General features: G+C 70.6%; 20 protein-coding genes. 8 read left to right on the top strand and 12 right to left on the bottom strand.

From position 1 onward, the window contains the following. Positions 1-94: 94 nt before the first annotated feature. From galT to ABCU91_RS04785, 3 genes are all read left to right on the top strand, one after another. A complete protein-coding gene (galT, locus tag ABCU91_RS04795) occupies positions 95-1,276 on the top strand; it encodes a galactose-1-phosphate uridylyltransferase (RefSeq protein WP_413354998.1) in 1,182 nt (393 codons plus the stop codon). Further along, positions 1,273-2,451, top strand: a complete 1,179-nt coding sequence (gene galK, locus ABCU91_RS04790; protein ID WP_413354997.1) for a galactokinase — start codon at positions 1,273-1,275, stop codon at positions 2,449-2,451. The genes galT and galK overlap by 4 nt, the downstream gene beginning before the upstream one ends. A gap of 80 nt (positions 2,452-2,531) precedes the next feature. Further along, a complete protein-coding gene (locus ABCU91_RS04785; protein WP_413354996.1) occupies positions 2,532-4,193 on the top strand; it encodes an ABC transporter ATP-binding protein in 1,662 nt (553 codons plus the stop codon). 298 nt (positions 4,194-4,491) lie between these two features. Here ABCU91_RS04785 and ABCU91_RS04780 read toward each other — a convergent pair whose 3' ends face one another. From ABCU91_RS04780 to ABCU91_RS04770, 3 genes are all read right to left on the bottom strand, one after another. Further along, positions 4,492-5,451, bottom strand: a complete 960-nt coding sequence (locus ABCU91_RS04780; RefSeq protein WP_413354995.1) for an ABC transporter permease — start codon at positions 5,449-5,451, stop codon at positions 4,492-4,494. Then, entirely contained in the window at positions 5,448-6,452 is a 1,005-nt protein-coding gene (locus ABCU91_RS04775; RefSeq protein WP_133398686.1) for an ABC transporter permease, read from the bottom strand. Before ABCU91_RS04775 ends, ABCU91_RS04780 begins: the two co-directional genes overlap by 4 nt. Before the next feature lie 85 nt (positions 6,453-6,537). Beyond that, positions 6,538-8,208, bottom strand: a complete 1,671-nt coding sequence (locus ABCU91_RS04770; RefSeq protein WP_413354994.1) for an ABC transporter substrate-binding protein — start codon at positions 8,206-8,208, stop codon at positions 6,538-6,540. 148 nt (positions 8,209-8,356) lie between these two features. On the opposite strand from ABCU91_RS04770, the gene ABCU91_RS04765 reads away from it, so the two are divergent. The 3 genes from ABCU91_RS04765 (at position 8,357) to ABCU91_RS04755 (ending at position 10,368) form a co-directional block, all read left to right on the top strand. Next, positions 8,357-9,220, top strand: coding sequence for a spermidine synthase (locus ABCU91_RS04765; RefSeq protein ID WP_406922725.1), 864 nt, complete (start codon positions 8,357-8,359; stop codon positions 9,218-9,220). 88 nt (positions 9,221-9,308) lie between these two features. Continuing rightward, on the top strand, positions 9,309-9,836 hold the full coding sequence (locus ABCU91_RS04760) for a hypothetical protein (protein ID WP_406922726.1): 528 nt from the start codon (positions 9,309-9,311) through the stop codon (positions 9,834-9,836). A gap of 43 nt (positions 9,837-9,879) precedes the next feature. Next, the gene (locus tag ABCU91_RS04755; RefSeq protein ID WP_413354993.1) at positions 9,880-10,368 is read left to right on the top strand and encodes a SprT-like domain-containing protein; all 489 of its coding nucleotides are present in this window, start codon (positions 9,880-9,882) and stop codon (positions 10,366-10,368) included. On the opposite strand, the gene ABCU91_RS04750 is transcribed toward ABCU91_RS04755, so the two are convergent. Both ABCU91_RS04750 and ABCU91_RS04745 read right to left on the bottom strand, forming a co-directional pair. Beyond that, complete coding sequence (locus tag ABCU91_RS04750; RefSeq protein WP_406922728.1) at positions 10,355-11,014, bottom strand: 2-phosphosulfolactate phosphatase; 660 nt, start codon at positions 11,012-11,014, stop codon at positions 10,355-10,357. The two genes, ABCU91_RS04755 and ABCU91_RS04750, sit on opposite strands and share 14 nt — an antisense overlap. Beyond that, complete coding sequence (locus ABCU91_RS04745) at positions 11,011-13,470, bottom strand: glycoside hydrolase family 3 protein (RefSeq protein ID WP_413354992.1); 2,460 nt, start codon at positions 13,468-13,470, stop codon at positions 11,011-11,013. Before ABCU91_RS04745 ends, ABCU91_RS04750 begins: the two co-directional genes overlap by 4 nt. A 91-nt stretch (positions 13,471-13,561) precedes the next feature. Here ABCU91_RS04745 and ABCU91_RS04740 point away from each other — a divergent pair, with 91 nt between their 5' ends. Next, positions 13,562-14,068, top strand: coding sequence for a hypothetical protein (locus tag ABCU91_RS04740; protein ID WP_406922730.1), 507 nt, complete (start codon positions 13,562-13,564; stop codon positions 14,066-14,068). Between the two features lie 51 nt (positions 14,069-14,119). Here ABCU91_RS04740 and ABCU91_RS04735 read toward each other — a convergent pair whose 3' ends face one another. The 6 genes from ABCU91_RS04735 to ABCU91_RS04710 all read right to left on the bottom strand — a co-directional run bounded on the left by ABCU91_RS04735 (position 14,120) and on the right by ABCU91_RS04710 (position 19,787). After that, on the bottom strand, positions 14,120-15,586 hold the full coding sequence (locus ABCU91_RS04735) for an FtsX-like permease family protein (RefSeq protein ID WP_413354991.1): 1,467 nt from the start codon (positions 15,584-15,586) through the stop codon (positions 14,120-14,122). Then, entirely contained in the window at positions 15,583-16,344 is a 762-nt protein-coding gene (locus tag ABCU91_RS04730; RefSeq protein ID WP_413354990.1) for an ABC transporter ATP-binding protein, read from the bottom strand. The genes ABCU91_RS04735 and ABCU91_RS04730 overlap by 4 nt, the downstream gene beginning before the upstream one ends. An 89-nt stretch (positions 16,345-16,433) precedes the next feature. After that, on the bottom strand, positions 16,434-17,075 hold the full coding sequence (locus tag ABCU91_RS04725; RefSeq protein ID WP_406922732.1) for a response regulator: 642 nt from the start codon (positions 17,073-17,075) through the stop codon (positions 16,434-16,436). After that, a complete protein-coding gene (locus tag ABCU91_RS04720) occupies positions 17,072-18,271 on the bottom strand; it encodes a sensor histidine kinase (protein ID WP_413354989.1) in 1,200 nt (399 codons plus the stop codon). Before ABCU91_RS04720 ends, ABCU91_RS04725 begins: the two co-directional genes overlap by 4 nt. A 59-nt stretch (positions 18,272-18,330) precedes the next feature. Next, entirely contained in the window at positions 18,331-19,272 is a 942-nt protein-coding gene (locus ABCU91_RS04715; RefSeq protein ID WP_413354988.1) for a diacylglycerol/lipid kinase family protein, read from the bottom strand. Between the two features lie 56 nt (positions 19,273-19,328). After that, positions 19,329-19,787, bottom strand: coding sequence for an Lrp/AsnC family transcriptional regulator (locus ABCU91_RS04710; RefSeq protein ID WP_406922735.1), 459 nt, complete (start codon positions 19,785-19,787; stop codon positions 19,329-19,331). Between the two features lie 117 nt (positions 19,788-19,904). Here ABCU91_RS04710 and ABCU91_RS04705 point away from each other — a divergent pair, with 117 nt between their 5' ends. After that, positions 19,905-21,314 carry a DUF6421 family protein gene (locus ABCU91_RS04705; RefSeq protein WP_413354987.1) on the top strand — a complete coding sequence of 470 codons (1,410 nt, stop codon included), beginning with the start codon at positions 19,905-19,907 and terminating at the stop codon, positions 21,312-21,314. Positions 21,315-21,385: 71 nt separating this feature from the next. Here ABCU91_RS04705 and ABCU91_RS04700 read toward each other — a convergent pair whose 3' ends face one another. After that, positions 21,386-22,807: an MFS transporter gene (locus ABCU91_RS04700; RefSeq protein ID WP_406922737.1), complete on the bottom strand. Its 1,422-nt coding sequence runs from the start codon at positions 22,805-22,807 to the stop codon at positions 21,386-21,388. Positions 22,808-22,819: the final 12 nt, after the last annotated feature.

The raw sequence follows: 22,819 nt of genomic DNA, 5'->3' as shown, positions 1-22,819 counted from the left end.
TCGCTGCACGGCATCCTCCCCCGCGGCGACGGACAGCACTCCTCAGAACCGCGTGATGTTGACGATAACATAGCGCGTCGGTTACCGTGTTGACGTGAACACGACGGAGTTCGAGCCCACCCCCGCTGAGACCGCCGCCCTCGGCGCCGGCGTCGTCAAGCGCGCGTCGCGCCTGGCCGACGGCCGCGAGCTGATCTACTTCGACGACCCGGGGACGACGCTCGCTGCCGACCGCGCCGTCGATGCCCGCGACCTCGGCGCGCGGCCCGAGACCGCCACCATGCGCCAGGACGTCCTGACGGGCGACTGGGTCTCGATCGCCGCGAACCGCCAGAACCGCGCCTTCCTACCCCCTGCCGAACTCGACCCGCTCGCACCGCAGACCGCGACCAACCCCTCCGAGATCCCCTCGATCTACGACGTCGCCGTCTTCGAGAACAAGTCGCCCTCGTTCGGTCCCGCCCTGGCCGAGGCCACGGACGACGTCCCCGCCGGCATCGACCCGCCGCGCGGACTCGACGACCTCGCGCACCTCGGCCTCGGTCGCACCCGCACGAGCGTCGGCCGCACCGAGGTCGTCTGCTTCTCGCCCGAGCGCACCGGCTCGTTCGGCACGCAGACCGTGACGCGTGCCCGCACCGTCATCGAAGCGTGGGCCGACCGCACCGCGGCCCTGTCGGCACTCCCCGGCATCGAGCAGGTGTTCCCGTTCGAGAACCGCGGCGAGGCGATCGGCGTGACCCTCCAGCACCCGCACGGCCAGATCTACGCGTACCCGTACGTCACGCCGCGGACGACCCGTCTGCTCGACTCGATCGACCGCACCGCCCCCGATCTGTTCCAGCGCATCCTCGAGTTCGAGCAGGCCGGCCCCCGCGTCCTGCTGCGCGGCGAGCACTGGACCGCGTTCGTGCCATTCGCCGCGCGCTGGCCGATCGAGATCCACATGCTCCCGCATCGCCACGTCGCCGACTTCGCGGGCCTGACCGACGAGGAGAAGGACGAGCTCGCCCCGCTCTACCTGCGTCTGCTCCGCGGCGTCGACGCGCTCTACGAGTCCGAGACGCCGTACATCGCAGCCTGGCACCAGGCGCCGGTCCACGTCGGCCGCGAGACGGTGCGCCTGAGCCTGCAGCTCACGAGCCCGCGCCGCGCCGCCGACAAGCTCAAGTTCCTCGCCGGATCCGAGGCCGCCATGGGCGCCTGGATCGGCGACGTCCCCCCGGAGGACGCCGCCGCGCGCCTCCGCACCGCCATCGAAGGAGTCACGCTGTGACCGCTTCCGCCGAGGCCCAGAGCCTCTTCGCCACCCTCACCGGATCCGAGCCGGTCGGACTCTGGTCGGCTCCCGGCCGCGTGAACCTGATCGGCGAGCACACCGACTACAACGACGGCTTCGTCTTCCCGTTCGCGACGCCGCACCGCACGCACGTCGCCCTCGGCCGCCGATCGGACGGCCGCATCCGGGTCGTGTCGACCTTCGACACCGCGCCGGTCGAGGTCGCCCTCGCCGACCTCGACGCGCTCTTCCCCGAGCGTCGCGACGAGGTCGTCGAGTGGGCGCGCTACCCGCTGGGCGTCGCGTGGGCGCTCCTCCAGTCGACCGGGACGGATGCCGCATCCGTCACCGGCGTCGACCTCGCCTTCGCCTCGGACGTCCCCGTCGGCGCCGGACTCTCGTCGTCGGCGGCGATCGAGGGCGCGACCGGGTCGGCGCTGAACGACGTGTGGGGCCTCGGCCTCGACCGCGTCGCGCTCGCCCAGGCCGGCCGCCGAGCCGAGAACGAGGCCGTCGGTGCCCCGACCGGGATCATGGACCAGATGGCGTCGATGCTCGGTGCGACGGATGCCGGGACCTTCCTCGACTGCCGGAGCCTCGACGCCCAGGTGGTCGAACTCGGCTTCGACGCGGCGGGCCTCGAGCTCATGGTGATCGACACCCGTGTCGCCCACGCCCACTCGACCGGCGGCTACGGCGAGCGCCGTGCCGCGTGCGAGCGGGGCGCCGAGGCCATGAACGTGCCCGCACTCCGCGACGTGAGCGTGGATCAGCTGCCCCGCGTCGAGGAACTCGTCGACGAGCAGACCTACCGCCGCGTACGCCACGTCGTCACCGAGAACCAGCGCGTGCTCGACACCGTCCGTACGCTCCGCGAACAGGGCCCGCGCGCGATCGGCGACCTGCTCTACGCCTCGCACGCCTCGATGCGCGACGATTTCGAGATCTCGGTGCCCGAGCTCGACCTCGCCGTCGAGACGGCCCGTGAGAACGGCGCGATCGGCGCCCGCATGACCGGCGGCGGCTTCGGCGGCTCGGCGATCGCTCTCATCGAGCGCGAAGCCGTACCTGCGGTGCGCGAAGCGGTGCTCGCGGCCTTCGCCGCCGCGGGCCACACCGAGCCGCATGTCTTCACGGTCCGGCCCTCCGAGGGCGCCCGCCGAGACGGCTGAGACACCCCGGGTCGTTACGGCTGGGTAAAGCCGGGCGATCCACCCGTGCGCAGGCGGCGGGCGGAGGGCAGGATGGGGGAATGCCCTTCGAGACCTCCCCCGCCCCCGGCGCGCCCCTCCTGCAGGTCCGCGACCTCGCCGTCGAGTTCCAGACGATCGACGGTTCCGTGCGGGCGGTCGAGGGCGTCGACCTCGACCTCGCCGCCGGTGAGACGGTCGCGATCGTCGGCGAGTCGGGATCGGGCAAGTCGACGACCGCGATGGCCGTGATCGGCCTGCTCGCCGGCAACGGACGGGTCGCGGAGGGCAGCATTTGCCTCGACGGGCAGGAGCTGGTCGGCGCCTCCGAGTCGACGATGCGCGGCATCCGCGGCGCACAGATCGGCCTCGTCCCGCAGGACCCGATGTCGAACCTCAACCCGACGTCGAAGATCGGCACGCAGGTCGCCGAGACCCTGCTGGCCCACGGTCTCGCGACGAAGAAGGACGTCGACCGCAAGGTCGTGGAGACCCTCGCCGCTGCGGGCCTGCCGAACGCCGAGGACCGCGCGAAGCAGTACCCGCACGAGTTCTCGGGCGGCATGCGCCAGCGCGCGCTCATCGCCATCGGCCTCGCCTGCAACCCCCGTCTGCTCATCGCCGACGAGCCCACGAGCGCGCTCGACGTGACGGTGCAGAAGACGATCCTCGACCAGCTCGGCCGCATGACCACCGAGCTCGGCACCTCCGTCCTGCTCATCACGCACGACCTGGGACTGGCCGCCGAGCGCGCCGCGCGCGTCGTCGTCATGCACCGGGGCCGCATCGTCGAGCAGGGCCCCGCTGGGCAGATCCTCGAGGACCCGCAGCATCCCTACACCCAGTCCCTCGTGCAGGCGGCGCCGTCGGTCGCGGTCGCGAGGTTGCGGCCCGAGGCGTTCACCGTTCCGACTCCGGATGCCGCGCCGAAGCCGGTCGACAACATCGTCGAGGTCGAGGGGCTCACCAAGCTCTACAACGTCCGTGGCCAGAAGGAGGACTTCGCCGCCGTCAAGGACGTGTCGTTCTCGATCCCGCGCGGAGAGACCGTCGCGATCGTCGGCGAGTCGGGCTCCGGCAAGACGACGACGGCGCGGATGCTGCTGAAGGTCGTGGACCCTACGGAGGGCGTCATCCGCTACGACGGCACGGATGTGGCATCCCTCAAGGGACGACAGCTGCGCGAGTTCCGTCAGAAGGTGCAGCCGATCTTCCAGGACCCGTACTCGTCGCTGAACCCGATGTTCACGATCGAGCGGATCGTGCAGGAGCCGCTCGACTTCTACAACCGCGGGTCGGCGAAGGACCGCGCCGCGCGCGTGCGGAAGCTGCTCGACGACGTCGCCCTGCCCGCGTCGATGCTGCGCCGCTACCCGTCGGAGCTCTCGGGCGGCCAGCGCCAGCGCGTCGCGATCGCGCGCGCGCTCGCCCTGTCGCCGGAGCTCATCGTGTGCGACGAGCCGGTCTCGGCGCTCGACGTGCTCGTGCAGGACCAGATCCTGACGCTGCTGCGCGACCTGCAGACCGAGTACGGCCTCAGCTACCTCTTCATCTCGCACGACCTCGCCGTCGTCCGCCTCATCAGCGACTACGTCTGCGTTATGAAGGACGGCGCGCTCGTCGAGGCGGCCTCGAGCGAGGAGATCTTCACGAACCCGCGCGACCCGTACACGCGCAACCTGCTCTCCTCGATCCCCGGCAACGAGCTCGACATCGCCGTCTGACCCCTCTCTGCGCCGGGTCGGGCGCCGGGTCGGTGTTCGGTATTCAGTCTGCGCGGCGCCGGAGCCACCGTCGGAGGCCCGGGACGACGCAGGGTGCGTCCGCCTCGTTCGATGCAGGGACTGAGTACGGCACCCCTTGCACCCGTCATGCCAGCACCCGTCATTCCAGCGCAGCGATCCCGGTGGGCCGGACAGTCGGGGAAGGGGCCCTGTTGTCCGACCCGCCGGGATCGCGCAGCGGTACCAGCCGCAGCGGTACCAGCCGCAGCGGTACCAGCCGCAGCGGTACCGGCCGAGGTCAGCGCCCGCGCGTCCGCGGGTCCATGGCCTCGCGCAGCGCCTCACCGAACAGCGTGAAGCCGAGCGCGGTGATGGCGATGCAGATGCCGGGCAGGAACGCGAGCCACGGCGCGATGGCGAGCTCGGCCTGCGCGTAGGTCAGCATGCGCCCCCACTCCGCCGTCTCGGGGCGGCCGCCGCCGAGGCCGAGGAACGACAGCGCCGCCGCGTCGATGACGGCCGTCGCGAGCGACAGGGTGCCCTGCACGATGACGGGGCCCACCGCGTTCGGCAGGACGTGGGTCATCGTGATGCGCCCGCGACCGAGGCCGAGGGTCTGCGCCGACAGGACGTAGTCGGCCGATCGCTGCTGCAGCATCGAGGCGCGGAGCAAGCGCGCGAAGATCGGCACCTGCGCAACACCGATGGCGATCATCACCGAGTTCTGGTTCTGGCCGAGGATGGCCGCGATCGAGACCGCGAGCAGCAGGCTCGGCACCGACAGCAGGATGTCGACGAGGCGCATGATGACGTTGTCGACCCAGCCGCCGAACGTTCCCGCGATGAGGCCCAGCAGCATCCCGCCGATGAGCCCGTACGCCGTCGAGACGACACCGATGAGAAGGGATGCCTGGGCCCCCCAGATGAGCTTCGACACCGCGTCGCCGCCGAAGCGGTCGAGGCCGAGCGGGAACGCGGCGATCTCACCGGGCCCGGGGATGTACGTCGGGGTGATCTCGCGCGCCCCGGGCAGCGCCGTCTCGGGGTACGGGGCGAGCAGCGGGGCGAGGAGGGCGACCGCCACGAACAGCAGCACGATGGCGAGGCCGACCCATGCGGTGGGGCTGCGCCGGAGCCGGCGGAAGACGTCGTGCCAGAAACCGCCGCGCGGGGCGCCGCCGGTGCCCGCGGTGAGGACGGCGACGGTCGAGTCGTCGGCGGCGCTGCCGCCTGCGGCGGGGGGAAGGACGGTGCTCATGAGACCCTCACTCTCGGGTCGATCAGGCTGTACGAGACGTCGACGAGCAGGTTGATGAGCGCGTAGACGATCGCGATGAAGATGATGAAGCCCTGCAGCACGGCGAAGTCGCGGTTGAAGATCGCGCTGGAGAGGAACGACCCGATACCGGGGAACGCGAACACGGTCTCGGTGAGGATCGCGCCCGACAGCAGCAGGCCCGCCTGCAGACCGATCGTGGTGATGACGGGGAGCATGGCGTTCCGCAGGATGAATCGGTTGCGCAGCAGCGCACCCGGAACGCCCTTGGCCTTGCCCGTGCGGACGTAGTCGGCGTTCTGCACTTCGAGGACGGATGCCCGGGTGATGCGCACGATGATCGCGAGGGGGATCGTGCCGAGGGCGATCGCCGGCAGGATCAGGTGCAGGATCGCGTCCCACGCGGCGTCGAATTCGCCGGTGATCAGCCCGTCGAGCACATAGAAGTTCGTGTAGTGGGTGGCCTCGATGCGGGGGTCCTGACGTCCGTCCGACGGGAGCCAGCCGAGCTGGACCGCGAACACGTACTTCAGGATGAAGGCCAGGAAGAACACCGGCACGACGATCCCCAGCAGGCTGAAGACGACGGCGGTGCTGTCGGCGGCCTTGCCGTGGCGACGCGCGGCCCAATAGCCGAGCGGCACGCCGACGCCGACGGCGATGATCAGCGCCGCGACCGAGAGCTCGATGGTCGCCGGGAACCGGCGGAGGAACTCGTCGAGCACCGGCTGGCTCGTGCGCAGCGAGGTGCCGAAGTCGCCCGACAGCAGTCGCCCGATCCAAGTGAAGTACTGCTCGATCAGAGGACGGTTGAAGCCGTAGAGCTCGTTGATCCGAGCGACGGCTTCGGGGGTGGCCTTCTCGCCCAGGAGCGCCTGGGCGGGACCGCCGGGAAGGGTTCGGACCCACCAGAAGAGCAGGATGCTCAGGCCGAGGAGGGTGGGGATCAGCAGCAGGAGCCTATTGCCGATGGTTCGCAGCACGGGTGTCGCTTTCGTGGAGGTCGGTGCGGGGCGGGAGGTCATCCCGCCCCGCACCGGTCAGGCAGCAGAAGCTGCCTCGATCGGCTTACTTCGTGAGGACGATCTGGTTGAACACCTCATCGTTCACGGGGCTCGCCGGGTAGCTCTCGACACGGGAGTCGAAGGCCAGCGTGGGAGCCGGGTGGGCCAGCGGAACGCCGGGGATGAACTTCGCGACCTCCTCGTTGATCTCCGAGTAGAGCTCCGTCTGCTCGTCGAGATCCGCGATGCCGCGGGCGTCGGTGAGGTCCTGGAAGAGCTCGGGGTTGTCGAAGCCCCACTCCGCCGACTTCTGGCCGAAGAACACACCGAGGAAGTTGTCGGTGTCGTTGTAGTCACCGGTCCAGCCCAGCAGATGGATGCCGTGGTCCGTGCCGCCCGTGATGAGGTCGAGGTACTCGCCCCACTCGTTCGACTTCGGCGTGGCCTCGACTCCGACGTCCTTCAGCTGCGACGACAGCACGGTGAAGATCTGCTCGGGGTCCGGCATGTAGGGGCGCGAGACGTTGACCGGGTAGTTGAAGGTCAGCTTCAGCGGGTTGGCCTCGGTGTAGCCGGCCTCGGCGAGGAGCGACTTGGCCTTCTCGGGGTCGTAGCCGTAGGTCGTGACGTCGGCGTTCCAGCCGTTGACGCTCGGCGGCATGAACTGCGTCGCCTTCTCGGTGCCCTCGGGGAGGACCTGCGAGATCAGGGCGTCCTTGTCGACCGCGTACGAGAGCGCCTCGCGGACCTTCGGGTCCTGGAGTTCCGCGACCGCCTGGTTGAAAGCGAGGTACAGGATCGTGAAGGGCGGGCGGGACACCATCGTGAAGCCGGCATCCTCGAGCGCGCCGGTGTCGGCGGGACCCACGAGGTCGTAGCCGTCGATCGAGCCGGACTCGAGAGCCTGGCGGCGCGCGGTGGGGTCGTCGATCGTGCGGAAGATGATCTTGTCGATCTGGCCCTTGTCGCCCCAGTAGTCGGCGTACGAGCTCAGGGTGACCTGCTCGCCGCGGGACCACTCGTCGAACTTGTAGGGGCCGGTGCCCACCGGGTGGCCGGTGGCGTACTCGCTGAGGGTCGGAGCCTCGGCGGTGCCGCCCACCTCGTCGGCCTTGTACTCCTCGAGCGCGGTCGGCGACTGCATCCCGAAGGCCGGCAGCGACAGTGCGGCGACGAAGCCGGCGAAGGGCTTCTTGAGGGCGATGGTGACGGACGAGTCACCATCGGGCGTGCACGAGTCGTACACGGCCGAGTCGGGGCTCGAGGCGTAGCCCTTGAAGAGCTTGTTGTAGTAGTAGCCGAGCGCCTCGCTGGCGGCCAGGCCCTCCCAGTTGTACCAACGGTCGAAGTTGACGCAGACGGCCTCGGCGTTGAACGGGGTGCCGTCGTGGAACGTCACGTCCTTCTTGAGGGCGAACGTGTAGCTCAGCGCGTCGTCCGACGTCTCCCACGACTCGGCGAGGAGCGGGGCGGGGTCGGCCGTGCCGGGCTCGGTGCCCACGAGGCCTTCGAAGATCTGGCGCGAGACGCGGAACGTCTCGCCGTCCTGGGCGAAGGCGGGGTCGAGGCTGGCGGGGTCGGACGACGCCGCGAAGACGAACGTGCCGTCGACGTCCGCGGGTCCTTCCGCGTTGTCGTCGCCGCCTCGCTGACTGGCGCACGCGCTGAGCGCGAGCGCACCGATGACGAGGGCCGCGGCGCCCGCGACCACCCGCTTCCGGGAAATGGGGAGCATTGCTGTGCACCTTCCGATGGGGCTCGTCGGCGGCGCGCCAGGAGGCGGCGCTGCCGAAGGGATGCGGCTGACGCTACCGTCCACACTGCCGGTAAGCGGTTACAGCTGTATCTCGATCGTGTTTCTTCCTGCGGGCTACCGTAGTCGGATGGCCCGCTCCCGCGCCCCCCTCGACCCGCCTGTCGCCAGACTGTCCGACGGGAGGCAGGCGTGCATCATCCCGGGCCGGTTCGCCGGCGGCTGGGAACTGGTCGTCGAGACCACCCCCCAGTCGCACGTCGATCTCGACGATCCGTCGCACCTCCACTTCGAGTACGTCGCCCGCATGGGCGCCGTGATCGATCAGATGGGGATGCCGGGAGAACCCCTCACCGCTGTGCATCTCGGCGCGGGCGCCATGACCCTCCCCCGGTACGTCGAGCACACCCGACCGGGGTCGCGGCAGCAGGTCATCGAGCTCGAGCAGGCGCTCGTCGACCTCGTGCGGGAGCACCTCCCCCTGCCGCGCACGGGCCAGCTGCGCGTGCGGATCGGCGATGCCCGCGACGTCGCGGCACGCCTCCCTCCCGGCATCGTCGGCCAGGTGGACCTCGTCGTCTCGGACGTGTTCGCCGGCGCGCAGACGCCCGCTCACATCACCAGCGTCGAGTACTACCGGATCCTCGCGGGGCTGCTCGCGCCGACCGGCATCCTGCTCGTCAACATCGCCGACGGCAGCGGGCTCGCGTTCGCCCGCCGGCAGGTCGCGACCGTCCGCTCCGTCCTCGAGCACGTCGTCGTCCTGGCCGAGGTGCGGACGCTCAAGAGCGGACGCTTCGGGAACATCGTCATCGCGGCGTCACCCTCGGAGCTGCCGATGGAGTGGCTGCCGCGTCTGATGGCGGCGGGACCGCATCCCGCGAAGGTCGCCCACGGCGCCGAACTCGACGCGTTCGCGCGCGATGCGCGGATCATGACGGATGCCGACTCCACCCCGTCCCCGAAACCCGCGGCATCCGTCTTCGACCGCTGAGGCCACGACGCGCGGCGCGCCCTCAGCGCATTCCGGGCGAGCCGCGGCGACACTGGAGAGACACGTTGCAGGGTCGGAAGGAACAGCTGTGGGCTTCATCAAGGGATACGACCCGGAGACTCTCCGAGAGATCGTCGACCTCGACGAATGCCAGGCCCGCCTCGTCGACCTCGGCGAGCAGCGGAGCCTCGCCGCGATGCTCGAGAAGGTGTGGCTGCTGAAGGTCCTCGGGCGCCTCGACGACGCGCTCGTCGTCTCGGAGGAGTCGGTGCGCGTCGCCCGCATGGCCGGCACACGCAAGGACCTGCTGCGCGCCCGGATGCTGCACGCGACCGTGCAGCAGTTCCGCGGTGCGTATGCCGCGGCGATCCACGAGCTCAACACCTGCGTCGAGGAGGCGGAGGGCCAGGGCTGGTCGGCTGTCGCCGCCTTCGGATGCCAGCACCGCGGCAAGGTCCACTTCGATGCGGGCGACGACGCCGCGGCGCGCGCCGACTTCAAGAAGGCGCTGTTCCTGCGGCAGGAGGCGGGCGCTCCCGAGGATCAGCTCGAGTCGACGCTGCTCGCCATCGACGCCGTCGACCGTCGCCGCAACAGCACGACGGTCGCCGGCTGAGACCTTCGGCCCGAGTGTCGTACCTCCGTCCTATCGTGCTGGCATGAGCGACCTCATCGACGTGCGCCGCGAGGCCGAGACGCTGCTGCGGCAGCTGCTCGACGACTCGTGGAGCTTCGCCTTCGACAACGCCAAACGGCGCGCCGGCGCGTGCGATTACCTGCGCAAGCGCATCACCCTCTCGCGATACCTAGCCGCGCGCTACGACGCCGAGACCAACCGCCAGACGATCCTGCACGAGATCGCCCACGCGATCGCGGGCGCAGCCGCCGGGCACGGCGCGGAATGGAAGCGCATCGCGCGCTCACTCGGATACACCGGCGGCGTCACCCATCGCGGCGAGACGGCGACCGAGCTCGCTCCCTGGGTCGGCGTGTGCCCGGCCGGACACGTCGCACACCGCCACCGCAAGGCGACGCGGGCGACGTCGTGTGCGCGCTGCGCACCGACGTTCGACGAGCGCTACCTGATCACTTGGCGGCGCCGCGAGATCACCGCTGCGACCCGGCGCGAGGCCCTCACGCCGCGCTGACCGCCTCGTAGGCCCGCCACACGCCGTCACGGAGGACGGGGACCGTCTCGTCCGCGTCGTGGACGGCGGCGGCGAGCACCTCGTCGCGGCGACCGGCGTCGAGCAGTTCCTGGCCGGAGCCGCTGGCGGTGAGCAGGTGGCGGACCGCCGACCGGAGACCCCGGAACGCCTCGGATGCCGCGGCGGCCTCCGGCGACGAGTGATCCAGACCGATCGTCTCGAGCGCGGCGAACACCGCGCCGGCGCCGAGCTGATCCTCGACGGAGAAGCGCAGGACCGCGGCATCCGCCGGTCCGTTCAGCTCGCCCGCGGCGACGATGCTCACGCTCGTCCGCGCCGCGCGGCGGTTCTGCTCGGCGAGGACCGCCTGAGCGACGGCGGTCGCGTTGCGGAGGCTCCCGAGGAAGACGGTCGCGCCCGTCTCTGCTGCGGCAGACGCGACGGCCGCCCCGTTGCGCGACACGGCGTGGGCGGCCTCGTCGTGCGGCACCGTCTCGCCGCCCGCGATCCGCGCCGACACCGTCGACGAGAACCGCAGGACATCGACGACCACGACCACATCCGCGGGCGCGAGACGGGTCAGCCCCTCTCGCCCCCAGTCGAAGCGCAGCTGGTAGCGGGACTGATCGAAGGGGCTCGCGGTCATCCCTCCAGCGTACGAGCGTCGACGACCGGCTTCAGCGAGATGACGAGCCCGAGGACGTTCCGGGCCGTCCGCTGGAGTTCACCCCGCGTGATCCCGCCCTCACGGGCGAGGGAGTCGAGGATCGTCGTGTCGGCCTGCGCTTGGGGCGCGGCATCCCGTTTCACACCGCCGGGCATGAGGACGTCGACCTGCGCACGGACGCGGTAGGCGTTGTCCTCGAGGGCGGGGAAGTCGGGGTCGACGGCGTTCTCGATCCACCAGTCGGTGATGACGACGCCCTCGTAGCCCCACTCCTCGCGGAGGACGACCGTGGCGAGGTCGTGATGGTAGTGCGCCCACACGCCGTTGATCTGGTTGTACGACGTCATGATCGCGCGAGGTGCGGCCTCGCGGACGCAGATCTCGAAACCGCGCAGGTAGATCTCGCGGAGCGCCCGCTCCGAGACGCGCGAGTCGTTGCGGGTGCGGTTGGTCTCCTGGTTGTTCGCGGCGAAGTGCTTGGGGCACGCCGACAGGCCCGTGCGCTGCACCCCCCGCACGACCGCCGCGGCGATCCGTCCGGTCACGACCGGGTCCTCGCTGAAGTACTCGAAGTTCCGCCCGCACAGGGGGTCGCGGTGGATGTTCATGCCGGGGCTCAGCAGGACGTCGGAACCCTTCCGGAGCATCTCCTCGCCGTGGAGCGCGGCGAGCTCCTCGATGAGGGCGGTGTTCCACGTCGACGCGAGCGCCGTCCCCGAGGGGAGCAGCGACGCGTACGCCGACAGGCGGATGCCGCTCGGTCCGTCCGTCGTGGTGACGGGCGACACGCCCTTCGTGCGGAGCGACTCCGAGACCCCGCCGAGCACCCCCGCGTTGCCGGGCGCGCCCAGCGGGCTGTCCATCGTGACGTCGCCGCGGGCGAGGAGCGAGAGTTCCTCGTCGGTGAGCTGGGCGACGAAGTCACCGAGGGATGCCGCGCCGCGAGTGACGTCGGCCAGGTCGATGCCCCGGTCCCCTGTCTGCGGAATCTCGGCCGGCAGCGCACCGAGGACGCGCTCGGCGCGCGAGACGGTTCGCGTGGGGACGCTCTCGTGGGCGACGACGGCCGAGCCGTCGTCCGCGCGGCCCACCGTGAGTCGCTCGAACGCGTGGACGGGGGCGGCGACCTCGGTCGCGGTGCGCACGACGCGTGTCTCGGGCACCTCGAACGCGGCGAGGTGCGACGCCGAGCGGACGTCCGTCCCGACGAACACGGGGTACGCGCCCGCTTCCAGGACCCAGGCGCTCCGCGTGCCCGTCGCACCGCCGTCGTCGTACGAGGCGAGATCGACGAGGCGCACCTCCAGGCGGATCGTCTCGCTCGCGCCCGGGGAGAGCAGGCCGGTCTTGCCGAACGCGGCGAGGTGACGCGCCGGCTTGCCGAGGGCGCCGTCGGGCGCGCCGGTGTAGACCTGCACGACCTCCTTGCCCGGACGGTCGCCGGTGTTGGTCACGGTGACGTCGAGTCGGACCGTCTCGGCATCCGTCGTCGCCTCGGTCGCCAGCGCGAACGTCGTGTACGAGAGTCCGTGGCCGAAGGGGAAGAGCACCCGGTCGGGCGCGAAGGTCTCGAAGTAGCGGTAGCCGACGAAGACGTCCTCGGCGTAGACGTTGACGTCGAGGTGACCGAAGTTCGGCGCGCTCGGATAGTCCTCGTAGGTGAGGGCGATCGTGTCGGTGAGCTTGCCGCTCGGGGTCTGCTCGCCCGCCAGCACGCCCGCGACAGCGCGCGCTCCCTCCATTCCGCCCTGCCAGGCGAAGAGCACCGCGCCGATCCGGTCGCCGTAATCGACGACCCACGAGAGGTCCATGACGTTGCCGGCGTCGACGACGACGACCGTGTGGGCGAAGTGCGAGGTGACCGAGTCGAGGAGAGTTCGCTCGTCGGCCGTGAGGTAGTAGCTGCCGGGTTCGAGGATGCTGTCGCGCGCCTCGCCCGCGGCGCGTCCGATCGCGACGACGGCGGTATCGGCGCGGGATGCCGCGGCTGCGACATCGGCGTCGGCGACGGCCATCTCGGGGAAGTGGTGCGGCCACTCGCCCCAGGTGGCGGCGAAGGCGGGGCGGTTCGCCGCCGACCAGGTCGAGTACCGCGTCGCGAGCTCGTCGTCGACCCGGACGCCCGCGTCGCGGAGACCGGCGAGGAGGTTCCAGATGTAGGGCACCTTCACGTCGCCGCCGGAGCCGTAGCCCACGGCGAACCAGTCGATCTGCACGCGTCCGAACACGGCGACCGCACGCTCACCGAGCGGCAGGGTCCCGTCGTTGGTGAGGAGGACGACGCCCTCGGTGGCCGCGACCCGCGCCGCCTCGGCCAGAGCCGGGTCGAGGGTGGGGTCGGTGTCGAGCAGCATCGAGGAGATCTGCGCGACCGATTCGACGGGGGCGAGGGTGTGCGAGCGGTCGCCGGATTCGATGGCGGGTTCGAGGGGCATAGCGGTCTTTCCGGAGGGTCGACGATGACGTCGAGGGAGTGGGAGCGCTCCCAACGTATCGAGTGCCGGAGAGGAATGCGAGAGTGGTCCGATGCGGATCCTCCTGAAGCTCGAGCTCGACTGCACCGCGGATGCCGCCTGGCGGGCCCTCCACTCGCCTCGCGCCGTCACCGAGCTCTACGGCCCCCTGCTCGACATGGCGCCGATGGCCGGCGAGCTCCCGACCTCGTTCGAGCCCGGGACCGACGTGCCGGTCGAGATCCGCGCCCTCGGAGTGATCCCCGCCGGCCAGCAGCTCATCCACGCGAGCGACCGGTACACCGAGGACACGAACGGTCCGGTGCGGATCTTCCGCGACAGCGGCATCCCGCTCACCGGCGCTCTCGCAGCCCTCGACGTCTGGGACCACCAGATGGCGGTCAGCGCCCTGCCGGGCGACCCGACGAAGACGTTGTGGCGCGACCGGCTCACGATCGGCGGCGCCGCGGCAGTCCCGCTGTGGCCCGTTCTGTGGGCGGCGTGGCAGTACCGCGGCATGCGCCTGCGCGCACTGGCGCCCACCTGGTCGTACGACCCGCCGGCTGCCGAGGCCGACTGACGGACGGAGGCCGCTCCTCCCCGCACCCGTGGCGGGGAGGAGCGGCACCGATCACTCGGCGAGCGCTTCGACGGGCGCCGTGCGCGTCGCGATCCGCGTCGGAGCGACCGCGGCCCCGAGGGTGAGCGCCGCGGTCGCCACGATGACGATCGCGACGGGGAGCAGCGGGATCGCGGGGGCGACGAAGGTCGGCGACATCCACAGCGGCGGCATGGCGACGGATCCGAGCAGCGACTGCGCCGCGACCCAGCCGTACAGGACGCCGAGCGTCAGGCCGAACAGCAGCGCCGTGACGGTGACGTGCGCCGCTTCGATGAGCACCATCCGACGGATCTGCGCGGAGGTGAGCCCCAGCGCGCGCAGGAGACCGAGCTCCCTTTTGCGCTGCACGATGCCGATCGTGAGGAGGTTGACGAGACCGACGGCGGCGATCACGGCGCTGACGGCGACGAGGCACATCATGACCGTCGAGAACACGTCCATCATCTCGTTGAAGCTCGCATCCGGCTCACCGCCCGCCGATGCCGCCACGAGGGACTTCGCGGACTCGGCGGCGACGGCGAACATCACGACGAGCGCGACGCCCATGACCACACCGATCGCCATGCGGCTCGATCGCTCCGGATAGCGGACCGCGTTCTCCGCGGCCAGGCGCGCGGTCACGGACTTCCCGAACAGACGCCCGGTGGCCTTCAGGAGCGGCGGCATGATCGAGACGGCGCTGATCGAGACCGCAGTGAAGGAGAAGAGCCCGCCGAAGAACGCGACGAGCACGCCGATCGGGCTCAGCATGCCGAGCAGGAGTCCGCCGACCAGGAGCACGACACCGATTGCGCCGAGGACCACCGCGCCCGTCCTACGTCCGCGCTTGGCGGCGATCTCCTCACGCGAACGCTCGACCGAGCCGCCCAGCGCCTCGAGCGGTGTCACCGCGAGCACGCGGCGAGACCCCGACCACGCGGCGATCCAGGTCGTGAGTGCGACGGCGATCGCCGGCAGAAGCAGCACGGGCTGCACCGGCGACCACTCCGAGGTGACCCCGAGCGCTCGATTCAGGACGGGGACGGCGACGACCACTCCGGCCGTCGTCACCACGAGACCGAGGACCGCGCCCATGGCCCCCACGACGAGTCCCTGGGTCGCAACCTCGCTGCGCTGCGAGCGCGCCGTCGCGCCGATGAGGCGCATGAGGGCGATGCGGCGGGTGCGCCCGGCGATGATCGTCGAGAATGTGTTGGCGGTCACGATCGCGGCGACGTAGACCGCGACGGCGAGCAGGATGCCGCTGAGCAGCGCCAGCACGACCACCATCGTGCCGGACGAGCCGTACTCCGGGTTCGACCCGAGCACGACGGCGAGGTAGCCGGTCGCCGAGAGGAGCACGACGCCGAACGCCGTCGAGATGGCCGAGACGAGGACGGTCGCCCCCATGCCACGCTCTCGCAGCCAGGCGAAGCGGGACGCCCGCGGGGCTTCGGGGACGATCGTGTTCACCGCGGACGGGGCGATCGCGGTCATGCGGTCACCTCCGTGCTGAGCATGTGAGCGGAGATCTGCTCGGCGGTCTGACGGGGCTTGTCGGCGACGATGCGCCCGTCACCGAGGAACAGGACGCGGTCGGCGTACGAGGCTGCCACGGGGTCGTGGGTGACCATGGCGATCGACTGACCGTGCTCGCGGCTGGCGGCGGCGAGCAGCGAGAGCACCTCGCGGCCCGACCGGGAGTCGAGGTTTCCGGTGGGCTCGTCGGCGAAGACGAGGTCGGGGGCGGTCGCGAGGGCGCGCGCTATCGCGACGCGCTGCTGCTGGCCGCCGGAGAGCTGGTGCGGGCGGTGTCCGAGGCGCGGGCCGAGGCCGAGGGTCGCGACGAGTCCGTCGATGCGCGCCTTCTCCTGCGAGGTGGGCCGGCGTCCGTCGAGGTCGAACGGCAGCGTGACGTTGCCGATCGCGTCGAGGGTCGGGACGAGGTTGAAGGACTGGAAGACGAAGCCGACCCGTCGGCGGCGGAGGATCGTGAGCTCGACGTCGGAGAGCCCGGTGATCTCGGTGTCGCCGATCCAGACCGAGCCGGAGACGGGCGCGTCGAGGCCGGCCATGATGTGCATGAGCGTCGACTTGCCCGAGCCCGACGGGCCCATGATGGCGGTGAACTCGCCACGGCGGATGCCGACGGTGACGTCGTCGAGCGCGCGGACGGCGTTCTCGCCGCCGCCGTAGGTCTTCGTGAGGTTCTGGACGCGGGCGGCGAGGCCCATCTCGGTGGTCGTGATCTGCATGTCTCCGACGCTACGGAGAGGCCCCGGTGCGCGGCGTCGGTCGCTCGTCGCGACCTCCTACATCGGGAGGATGATCCCGTCTGCGCCGATCAGGCGAGGCCGTGCTCGAAGGCGAAGACGACCAGCTGCACGCGGTCGCGGAGCGACAGCTTCGCGAGGATGCGCGAGACGTGCGTCTTGACCGTCGCCTCCGAGAGGAACTCCCGCGCGGCGATCTCGGCGTTCGAGAGGCCCCGAGCGGCGAGCGCGAAGATCTCGCGCTCGCGGTCGGTCAGCTCACCGAACGCCGGCGGGACGGCCCGGACGGGTTCGTTCAGCTGCGCGAAGAGCTCCCGCGTGGCGGCGGCCGCGATGACCGACGAGCCCGCGTGCACCGTGCGGATGGCGGCGAGGAGGAACTCGGGATCGGCGTCCTTCAGGAGGAACCCGCTCGCCCCGCGCTGGATGGCCCGGGCCGCGGCCTCGTCGAGGTCGAAGGTCGTCAGCATGACCACCTTGGGCGGATCGGCGTCGGCGAGCAGGGCCTCGGTCGCGGCGAGCCCGTCCATCACCGGCATCCGGATGTCCATGAGGACGACGTCGGGGCGCGTCTGGCGGACGACCTCGATCGCCTGCGCGCCGTCGGAGGCCTCGCCGACGACCTCGAGGTCGGGCTGCGAGGCGACGACCATCCGGATGCCGGCACGGAACAGGGCCTGGTCGTCGACGAGGACGACGCGGATGACGCTCATCGAGCGCTCCTCTCGAGGGGATCGGGGTTCTCGGACGCGGATCCGGTCGGCAGCGAGGCCTCGACGGTGAAGACGCCGTCTGCGGCCGCGGCATCCAATCGACCGCCGATCAGTTGCGCGCGCTCGCGCATGCCGATCAGACCGTGGCCGCCGGTGCGCCGCTCCGCTCCATCGGGAAGGGGGGCGACCTCGTTGCGGACGCGCAGCTCGACACGATCCGGGTGCCACGCGAGCGAGACGTCGACGCCGGTGGCGGCGCCGTGGCGGAGCGCGTTCGTGAGGGCTTCCTGCAGGATGCGGTAGACCGACAGCTGCACGGATGCCGCGACCTCGCCGCGCGGCGCCGGGTCGACGTCCACGCGCAGTTCGACGCCCGCCGCGCGCACCTGGGCGTAGAGCTGCTCGAGGTCGGCGAGCGTCGGCTGCGGCCCCTCGGCCTGCGAGTGGCGGAGCTGGGTGAGGAGCAGGCGCACGTCCGAGAGGGCGGAGCGCGCCGTGGACGAGATGGTGCCGAGCGCCTCGGCCTGGGCGTCGGGATCGGATGCCGCGGCGTACCGCGCGCCATCCGACTGGGCGATGATGACCGCGAGCGAGTGCGCGACGATGTCGTGCATGTCGCGGGCGATGCGGGTGCGTTCCTGCTCGGCGACCGTCTGCTCCTCGGCGCGCGACTGCGCGGCGCGGTTGGCGCGGGCGCGCATCGCGGTGCGGACGAGGGCGCCGGCGGTCCACGAGAGACCGAGTGCGAACAGCGCCGCCAGCAGGACGAAGATCAGCGTCGGGACGTCGGAGAGCGACCCGCTCCCGAGGAACGCCCATCGGAACAGGTAGATCGTGATGGTGCCCGAGCCGACGACGACCGAGGCGAGACCGAGCCAGAAGACCAGCCTCGTACCGTAGGCGGCGGTCGCGAAGAGCACCGCGAAGATCGCGATGTCGGCGAACCCGGGACCGCGTCCGAGCCCCATCTGCACGATCGCGCCGCCCCAGGCGACGGCGAGCGCAAGACCGGGCGAGAACCGGCGGAGTCCGAGTGCGCCGGAGAGGAGCAGGACGACCGGGATCGCTCCCCATCCGCCGATGTCATACGACGAGCTGGTCGACGTGCCCAGCTCGTACGGAAGCGACACCAGCGCGAACAGCACCGCGACGGACGCGTCGACGGCGACCTGGTACGGGCGGAGCGAGCGGAACACCCTTGAACGCTACGCGGTCGGGGCGGGGCGAGGCATCCGTCTCGGGATGTATCCCCGTCTCACCCGGCGGGCAGGTAGACCCGGAGTCCGTCCGGCACCGCGCGCACCCGCAGGCGGAAGCCGTCCTGCCCCACCTCTTCGAGCTCGCCGTCGTGGACCCAGATGTCGGGGGCGCTGCCGGCACGGACCTCGATCTCGAAGTCCTCGTCGAGGATGCGTTCGATGTCGGATGCCGGGGGCATCACGCGGAGTGCGCGCAGGATCGTGACGGTCTTCTCGCCGAAGGCGAGCGACGCGATGGCGCGGGCCCGCGTGCCGCGAGCGTGGTGCACGCGGACGTCGATGACGGGCTCGTCGAGCGTCGCACGCTGCATCGTCGCGATGCGATCGGGGTCGTTGGGTCCGACACCGGCGAACACCGACCAGACCGAGGCGCGTTTGCCGCCGCGGGCGATGTCGACCGCGTGCGCGTCGTGCATCTCCCGCCAGGCGGCGACGGCGCCGCCCCACCATTTGCCGAGGCTGGTGCGACGCTCGCGCTCGGCGAGGAACTCGGGGTACGCCCCGAGCGAGACGGCGTTCAGCACCGTGATCGGATCGGCGTCGTCCACCGAGACCTCGGCGACCGCGACGGGGCGGATGTTGGCCGCCGCATAGGCGTCGAGTCCGGCATCGACATCGGGGATGCCGACCGACCGGGCGAAGTGGTTGAAGGTGCCGTTCGGGAGGACGAGGAGCGTCAGGTCGTGGCGGCGCGCGAGGTGCGCCGCCCGCGAGACCGACCCGTCGCCGCCGAGGATCGCGAGAACCCGGGGCGCGTCCTCCTCCGCCATGGCCGCGGCCACGACGTCATCGAGAGTCTCGCTCTCGGCGAGTTCGCGGATGGTGGCCCCCGGCATCCGCCGGCGCACGTCGGGAACCCGGTCGGGCCGTCCCAGCGAGGCGCCGGATCGACTGTTGGCGACGACGAGGACCTCGCGGCCGATGGGGGTGTCGCTCATGCCTCCACGCTAGGCAGGGCGAGCCGGTCCCGCCTCCTCTTGACAGCGCGCGGGCGTCAGGCGGGCGAGATCGGGCGGTGTTCGAAGAAGGTCTGCAGCACGACCGTCGTGCGGGTGTTGACCGACGCGGCGGAACGGATGTCGCGGATCAGCCGTTCGAGATCGCGCGGCGTCGCGACGCGCACGAACAGCATGTAGGCCGCGTCGCCCGCGATGGAGTGGCACGCCTCGATCTCGTCGAGGTGCGCGATGAGTTCGGGGGCGTTGTCGGGCTGGCCCGGGTCGAGCGGGGTGATCTCGACGAACGCCGCGAGCGGCTTGCCCGCGACCTCGGGATCGATGACAGCACGGTAGCCGGCGATCAGCCCCCTCGCCTCGAGCCGTCGGACGCGCGCCTGCGTCGCCGACACCGACAGCCCCGCGACGGTCGAGAGCTCCGCGAGCGTCGCCCGTGCGTTGCTCGAGAGCGCAGCGATGATCGCGGAGTCGGCGGGGTCGGTCTCGTCTGCGGGCACGGTCCGACGCTACCGCAGCCAGGTTGCACACGAGATCCTTACGGCCCTACGCTGAAAACACAGGAAATGTTCCCGTGAAGCGCCGGGAAATCATCAAGAACCGATAGGAGGTCCACCATGAGCACCGTCACCACTTCGACGATCATCGGAATGCCCGAGGTCGTCGAAGACGCCCGCATGGCCGTGACCTCTGACGCCTGGGCGCTGCTGCGGGATGCCGCGACCGCCCTGCAGGACCTGCAGACCACCGACGGCTCGGTGCCCGAACCCGCCGACCACGACGCTGCCCGTGCGCACGTCGAGGCGATCACGGCCGGCATCCGCGCGCTCTCCCCCGCTTTTTCGCACGACGCCGCCTATCTCGAGGCGAGCGTGGCGGACTTCGACCGGTGGGTCTCGGAGGGGTTCGGCATCCCGGACTTCCTCGACTCGCTCATGGCCTTCCAGCCGCAGGAGAACCGCGTCGACGGACTCCGGCACCTCGTCGTGTTCCCGATGTACACGCAGAACGGCACCCGCGACCGCAAGGTCGAGGCCATCCTCGTCGAGACGATCTGGCCGGAGTTCATCGCAGAGCTCGAGCAGACGTACACGAACCGGCTGTTCGTGTCGTTCCGCCTGCTCGATTTCACGCCCGGGTACGACACGAACTCGGCCGTCCTCTTCCCTGAGACGGTCGCCATGCGCGAGGTGCCGACCTTCACGTGGGGTGCGATCTTCCAGGACCGCGAGGCCGCGCGCTACCGTCGCGTCGTGCGCGCGGCATCCGACATCACCCGTCTCGATCTGCCCGAAGCGGCCGCCCGTCTGCTCGACGACCAGCGCTTGGCCGAGAAGACGTTCGTCATGTGGGACCTCATCCACGACCGCACCCACATGCGCGGCGACCTGCCGTTCGACCCGTTCATGATCAAGCAGCGGATGCCGTTCTTCCTCTATTCGCTGGAGGAGCTCCGCTGCGACCTCACCGCGTTCCGCGAATGCGTCGCGATCGAGAAGGACCTGTCGGCGAAGGCACAGCTGACGGATGCCGAAGGCGAGATGCTCGAGCACGCCGGCCTCGTGCAGTACGCGGTCATCTTCGACCGCATCTTCCGCTTCGCGATCACCGGCACGCGCGTCCGCAACTACGACGGGCTCGGCGGCCAGCTGCTGTTCGCCTGGCTGCACCAGCGCGGCGTGCTGCACTGGACCGACACCTCGCTCGCGTTCGAGTGGGACCGTGTCGCCGACGCCGTCATCGCGCTGAGTGACGCGATCGACCGTCTCTACTGGGAGTCGATCGACCGTCCCAAGGTCGCGCACTGGCTCGCCGCGTACGACCTCGTCCGCCAGACCGTTACGCCGCACCCGGCGTCGCAGTGGGCCCGCGGGCTGTCCGACGAGATCCTCGCCGGTCCGCCCAAGGGGTACACCGACGCGGTTCTCAACGACGAGTTCCCGCTGTCGATGTTCTTCGAGGCCCTCGAGAAGAAGATGCGTCCCGTGATCGCTGGCGTCGCCGGCATCCGCGCTTCCGACGCCTGAGGCGTTCGGGAGCCGCTTCGGCGTCCGAGCTCTGGGGAGACTCGGGCGCCGAAGCCGTTCCGCCCCTGACGTCAGTCGGCGGCGACACCTCCTGCCGCTTCGCGCGACGACGAAGGGATGCCGGTGGCCGGGGCCGCGGCATCCGCTTCTGCCGTCTCGGGGGCGTCGCGGTACTCGGCCGAGAGCGTCCGGTACGACCGCGTGAGGAACGCGGCGAGCGCCGCGGCGACCATGATGAGTCCGCCGATGAGGAAGATCAGCGCGATCCCGCGCATCTCGCCCTCGCCGAGCAGCCACGACCACGTCCGCTCACCCTCGTCGGTGCGGAGATACGGGATGATCCAGAATTCCGCAATCGGCGCGATGGCGAACGAGGTGATCGGACCGGTCGACACTTCGAGCGCGGTGGCCGCTCCGAAGACGCGGCCCTGGCGTTCGAACGGGACGACCTTCTGGATGACGGTCTGCTCTGCCGACTCGATCACCGGCACAAGGGTCATGTACGCCCAGATCCCGACCGCGTAGAGCCACCACCACTCCCGCAGCGTGAAGACCGCGCCGAGCAGACCCATGACGGCGACCGCGAGCAACAGCGTGCGGATGGGGTTCTTGCCCAGACCCTTGGCCGCGACGATGCCGCCGCCGATGAGGAACCCCGTCGCCGTCACTGCGAGGACGACGCCCCACATCTTCACGTCGAACAGTTCCAGACCGTACGGGTCCATCAACGCCATGTAGAGGCCGCCGATGAGGTTGTTGAAGGTGGAGAAGAGGATGAGGGCGAACAGGCCCGGCACCGCCCGGATGGCCGCCGCCGCTCCGCGGATGTCGAGGATCTTCGACCCCGGATCGGGCCTCGGCGCGTCTTCGTGGATCCGCACGAAGAGCAGGTGGACGAGCGGCACGGCGGTGAAGGCGATCGCGACGGCGAGGGTCCAGCCCATGCCGACGAGTCCGATCGCGAGACCCGAGAGTGCGCTCGTCACGATGAAGGCGATGCCCTGCACCGTACCGACGAGGCCGTTCGCGTTCGCGTGACGCTCGGTCGGCACGAGGAGGGTGACCGTCGTCGACAGGGCGATGTTGCGCAGGTTCTCGACGACGGCGCCGGTCAGGATGATGCCGGAGAACAGCCAGAACCACGGTCCGCCGAGGTCGAGGATCGCGGACTCCGGCTGGGACACGTAGATCGCACCGGCCGCGAGGAAGGCCGCGAGCGTGAAGACCCCGGAGAACACCATGACGGCGTGCTTGCGGAAGCGGTCGACGAGCGTGCCGAAGACCATGCCGAAGATCGCCAGCAGCAGCATGTAAGCGCCGCCGATGACTCCCGTGGCCAGGACGGATTTAGTCTCGAGATACACCCAGAAGGTGAGGGCGAACCACAGGAAACTCGTCGTGACGTTCGCGACGGCCGTGTTCACCAGGACGTGCAGGAAGGTGCGCATCCCGCCCGGAGGAACGGTGCGCGACGACGGTGTCGCTTCACTCATGCGGCGAGGGTA

This window comes from Microbacterium phoenicis (assembly GCF_047302325.1).
GTDB lineage: Bacteria > Actinomycetota > Actinomycetes > Actinomycetales > Microbacteriaceae > Microbacterium.
The sequence above is the reverse complement of the archived record's forward strand: the minus strand, read 5'-3'. Positions and strand labels throughout refer to the sequence as shown.

Coding starts and splice junctions, on each gene's coding strand:
- ABCU91_RS04705 (WP_413354987.1), top strand. CDS start 19,905: ATGAGCACCGTCACCACTTCGACGATCATCGGAATGCCCGAGGTCGTC.
- ABCU91_RS04770 (WP_413354994.1), bottom strand. CDS start 8,208: ATGCTCCCCATTTCCCGGAAGCGGGTGGTCGCGGGCGCCGCGGCCCTC.
- ABCU91_RS04750 (WP_406922728.1), bottom strand. CDS start 11,014: ATGACCGCGAGCCCCTTCGATCAGTCCCGCTACCAGCTGCGCTTCGAC.
- ABCU91_RS04780 (WP_413354995.1), bottom strand. CDS start 5,451: ATGAGCACCGTCCTTCCCCCCGCCGCAGGCGGCAGCGCCGCCGACGAC.
- ABCU91_RS04785 (WP_413354996.1), top strand. CDS start 2,532: ATGCCCTTCGAGACCTCCCCCGCCCCCGGCGCGCCCCTCCTGCAGGTC.
- ABCU91_RS04755 (WP_413354993.1), top strand. CDS start 9,880: ATGAGCGACCTCATCGACGTGCGCCGCGAGGCCGAGACGCTGCTGCGG.
- ABCU91_RS04730 (WP_413354990.1), bottom strand. CDS start 16,344: ATGCAGATCACGACCACCGAGATGGGCCTCGCCGCCCGCGTCCAGAAC.
- ABCU91_RS04745 (WP_413354992.1), bottom strand. CDS start 13,470: ATGCCCCTCGAACCCGCCATCGAATCCGGCGACCGCTCGCACACCCTC.
- ABCU91_RS04700 (WP_406922737.1), bottom strand. CDS start 22,807: ATGAGTGAAGCGACACCGTCGTCGCGCACCGTTCCTCCGGGCGGGATG.
- ABCU91_RS04725 (WP_406922732.1), bottom strand. CDS start 17,075: ATGAGCGTCATCCGCGTCGTCCTCGTCGACGACCAGGCCCTGTTCCGT.
- ABCU91_RS04735 (WP_413354991.1), bottom strand. CDS start 15,586: ATGACCGCGATCGCCCCGTCCGCGGTGAACACGATCGTCCCCGAAGCC.
- ABCU91_RS04740 (WP_406922730.1), top strand. CDS start 13,562: ATGCGGATCCTCCTGAAGCTCGAGCTCGACTGCACCGCGGATGCCGCC.
- ABCU91_RS04715 (WP_413354988.1), bottom strand. CDS start 19,272: ATGAGCGACACCCCCATCGGCCGCGAGGTCCTCGTCGTCGCCAACAGT.
- ABCU91_RS04765 (WP_406922725.1), top strand. CDS start 8,357: ATGGCCCGCTCCCGCGCCCCCCTCGACCCGCCTGTCGCCAGACTGTCC.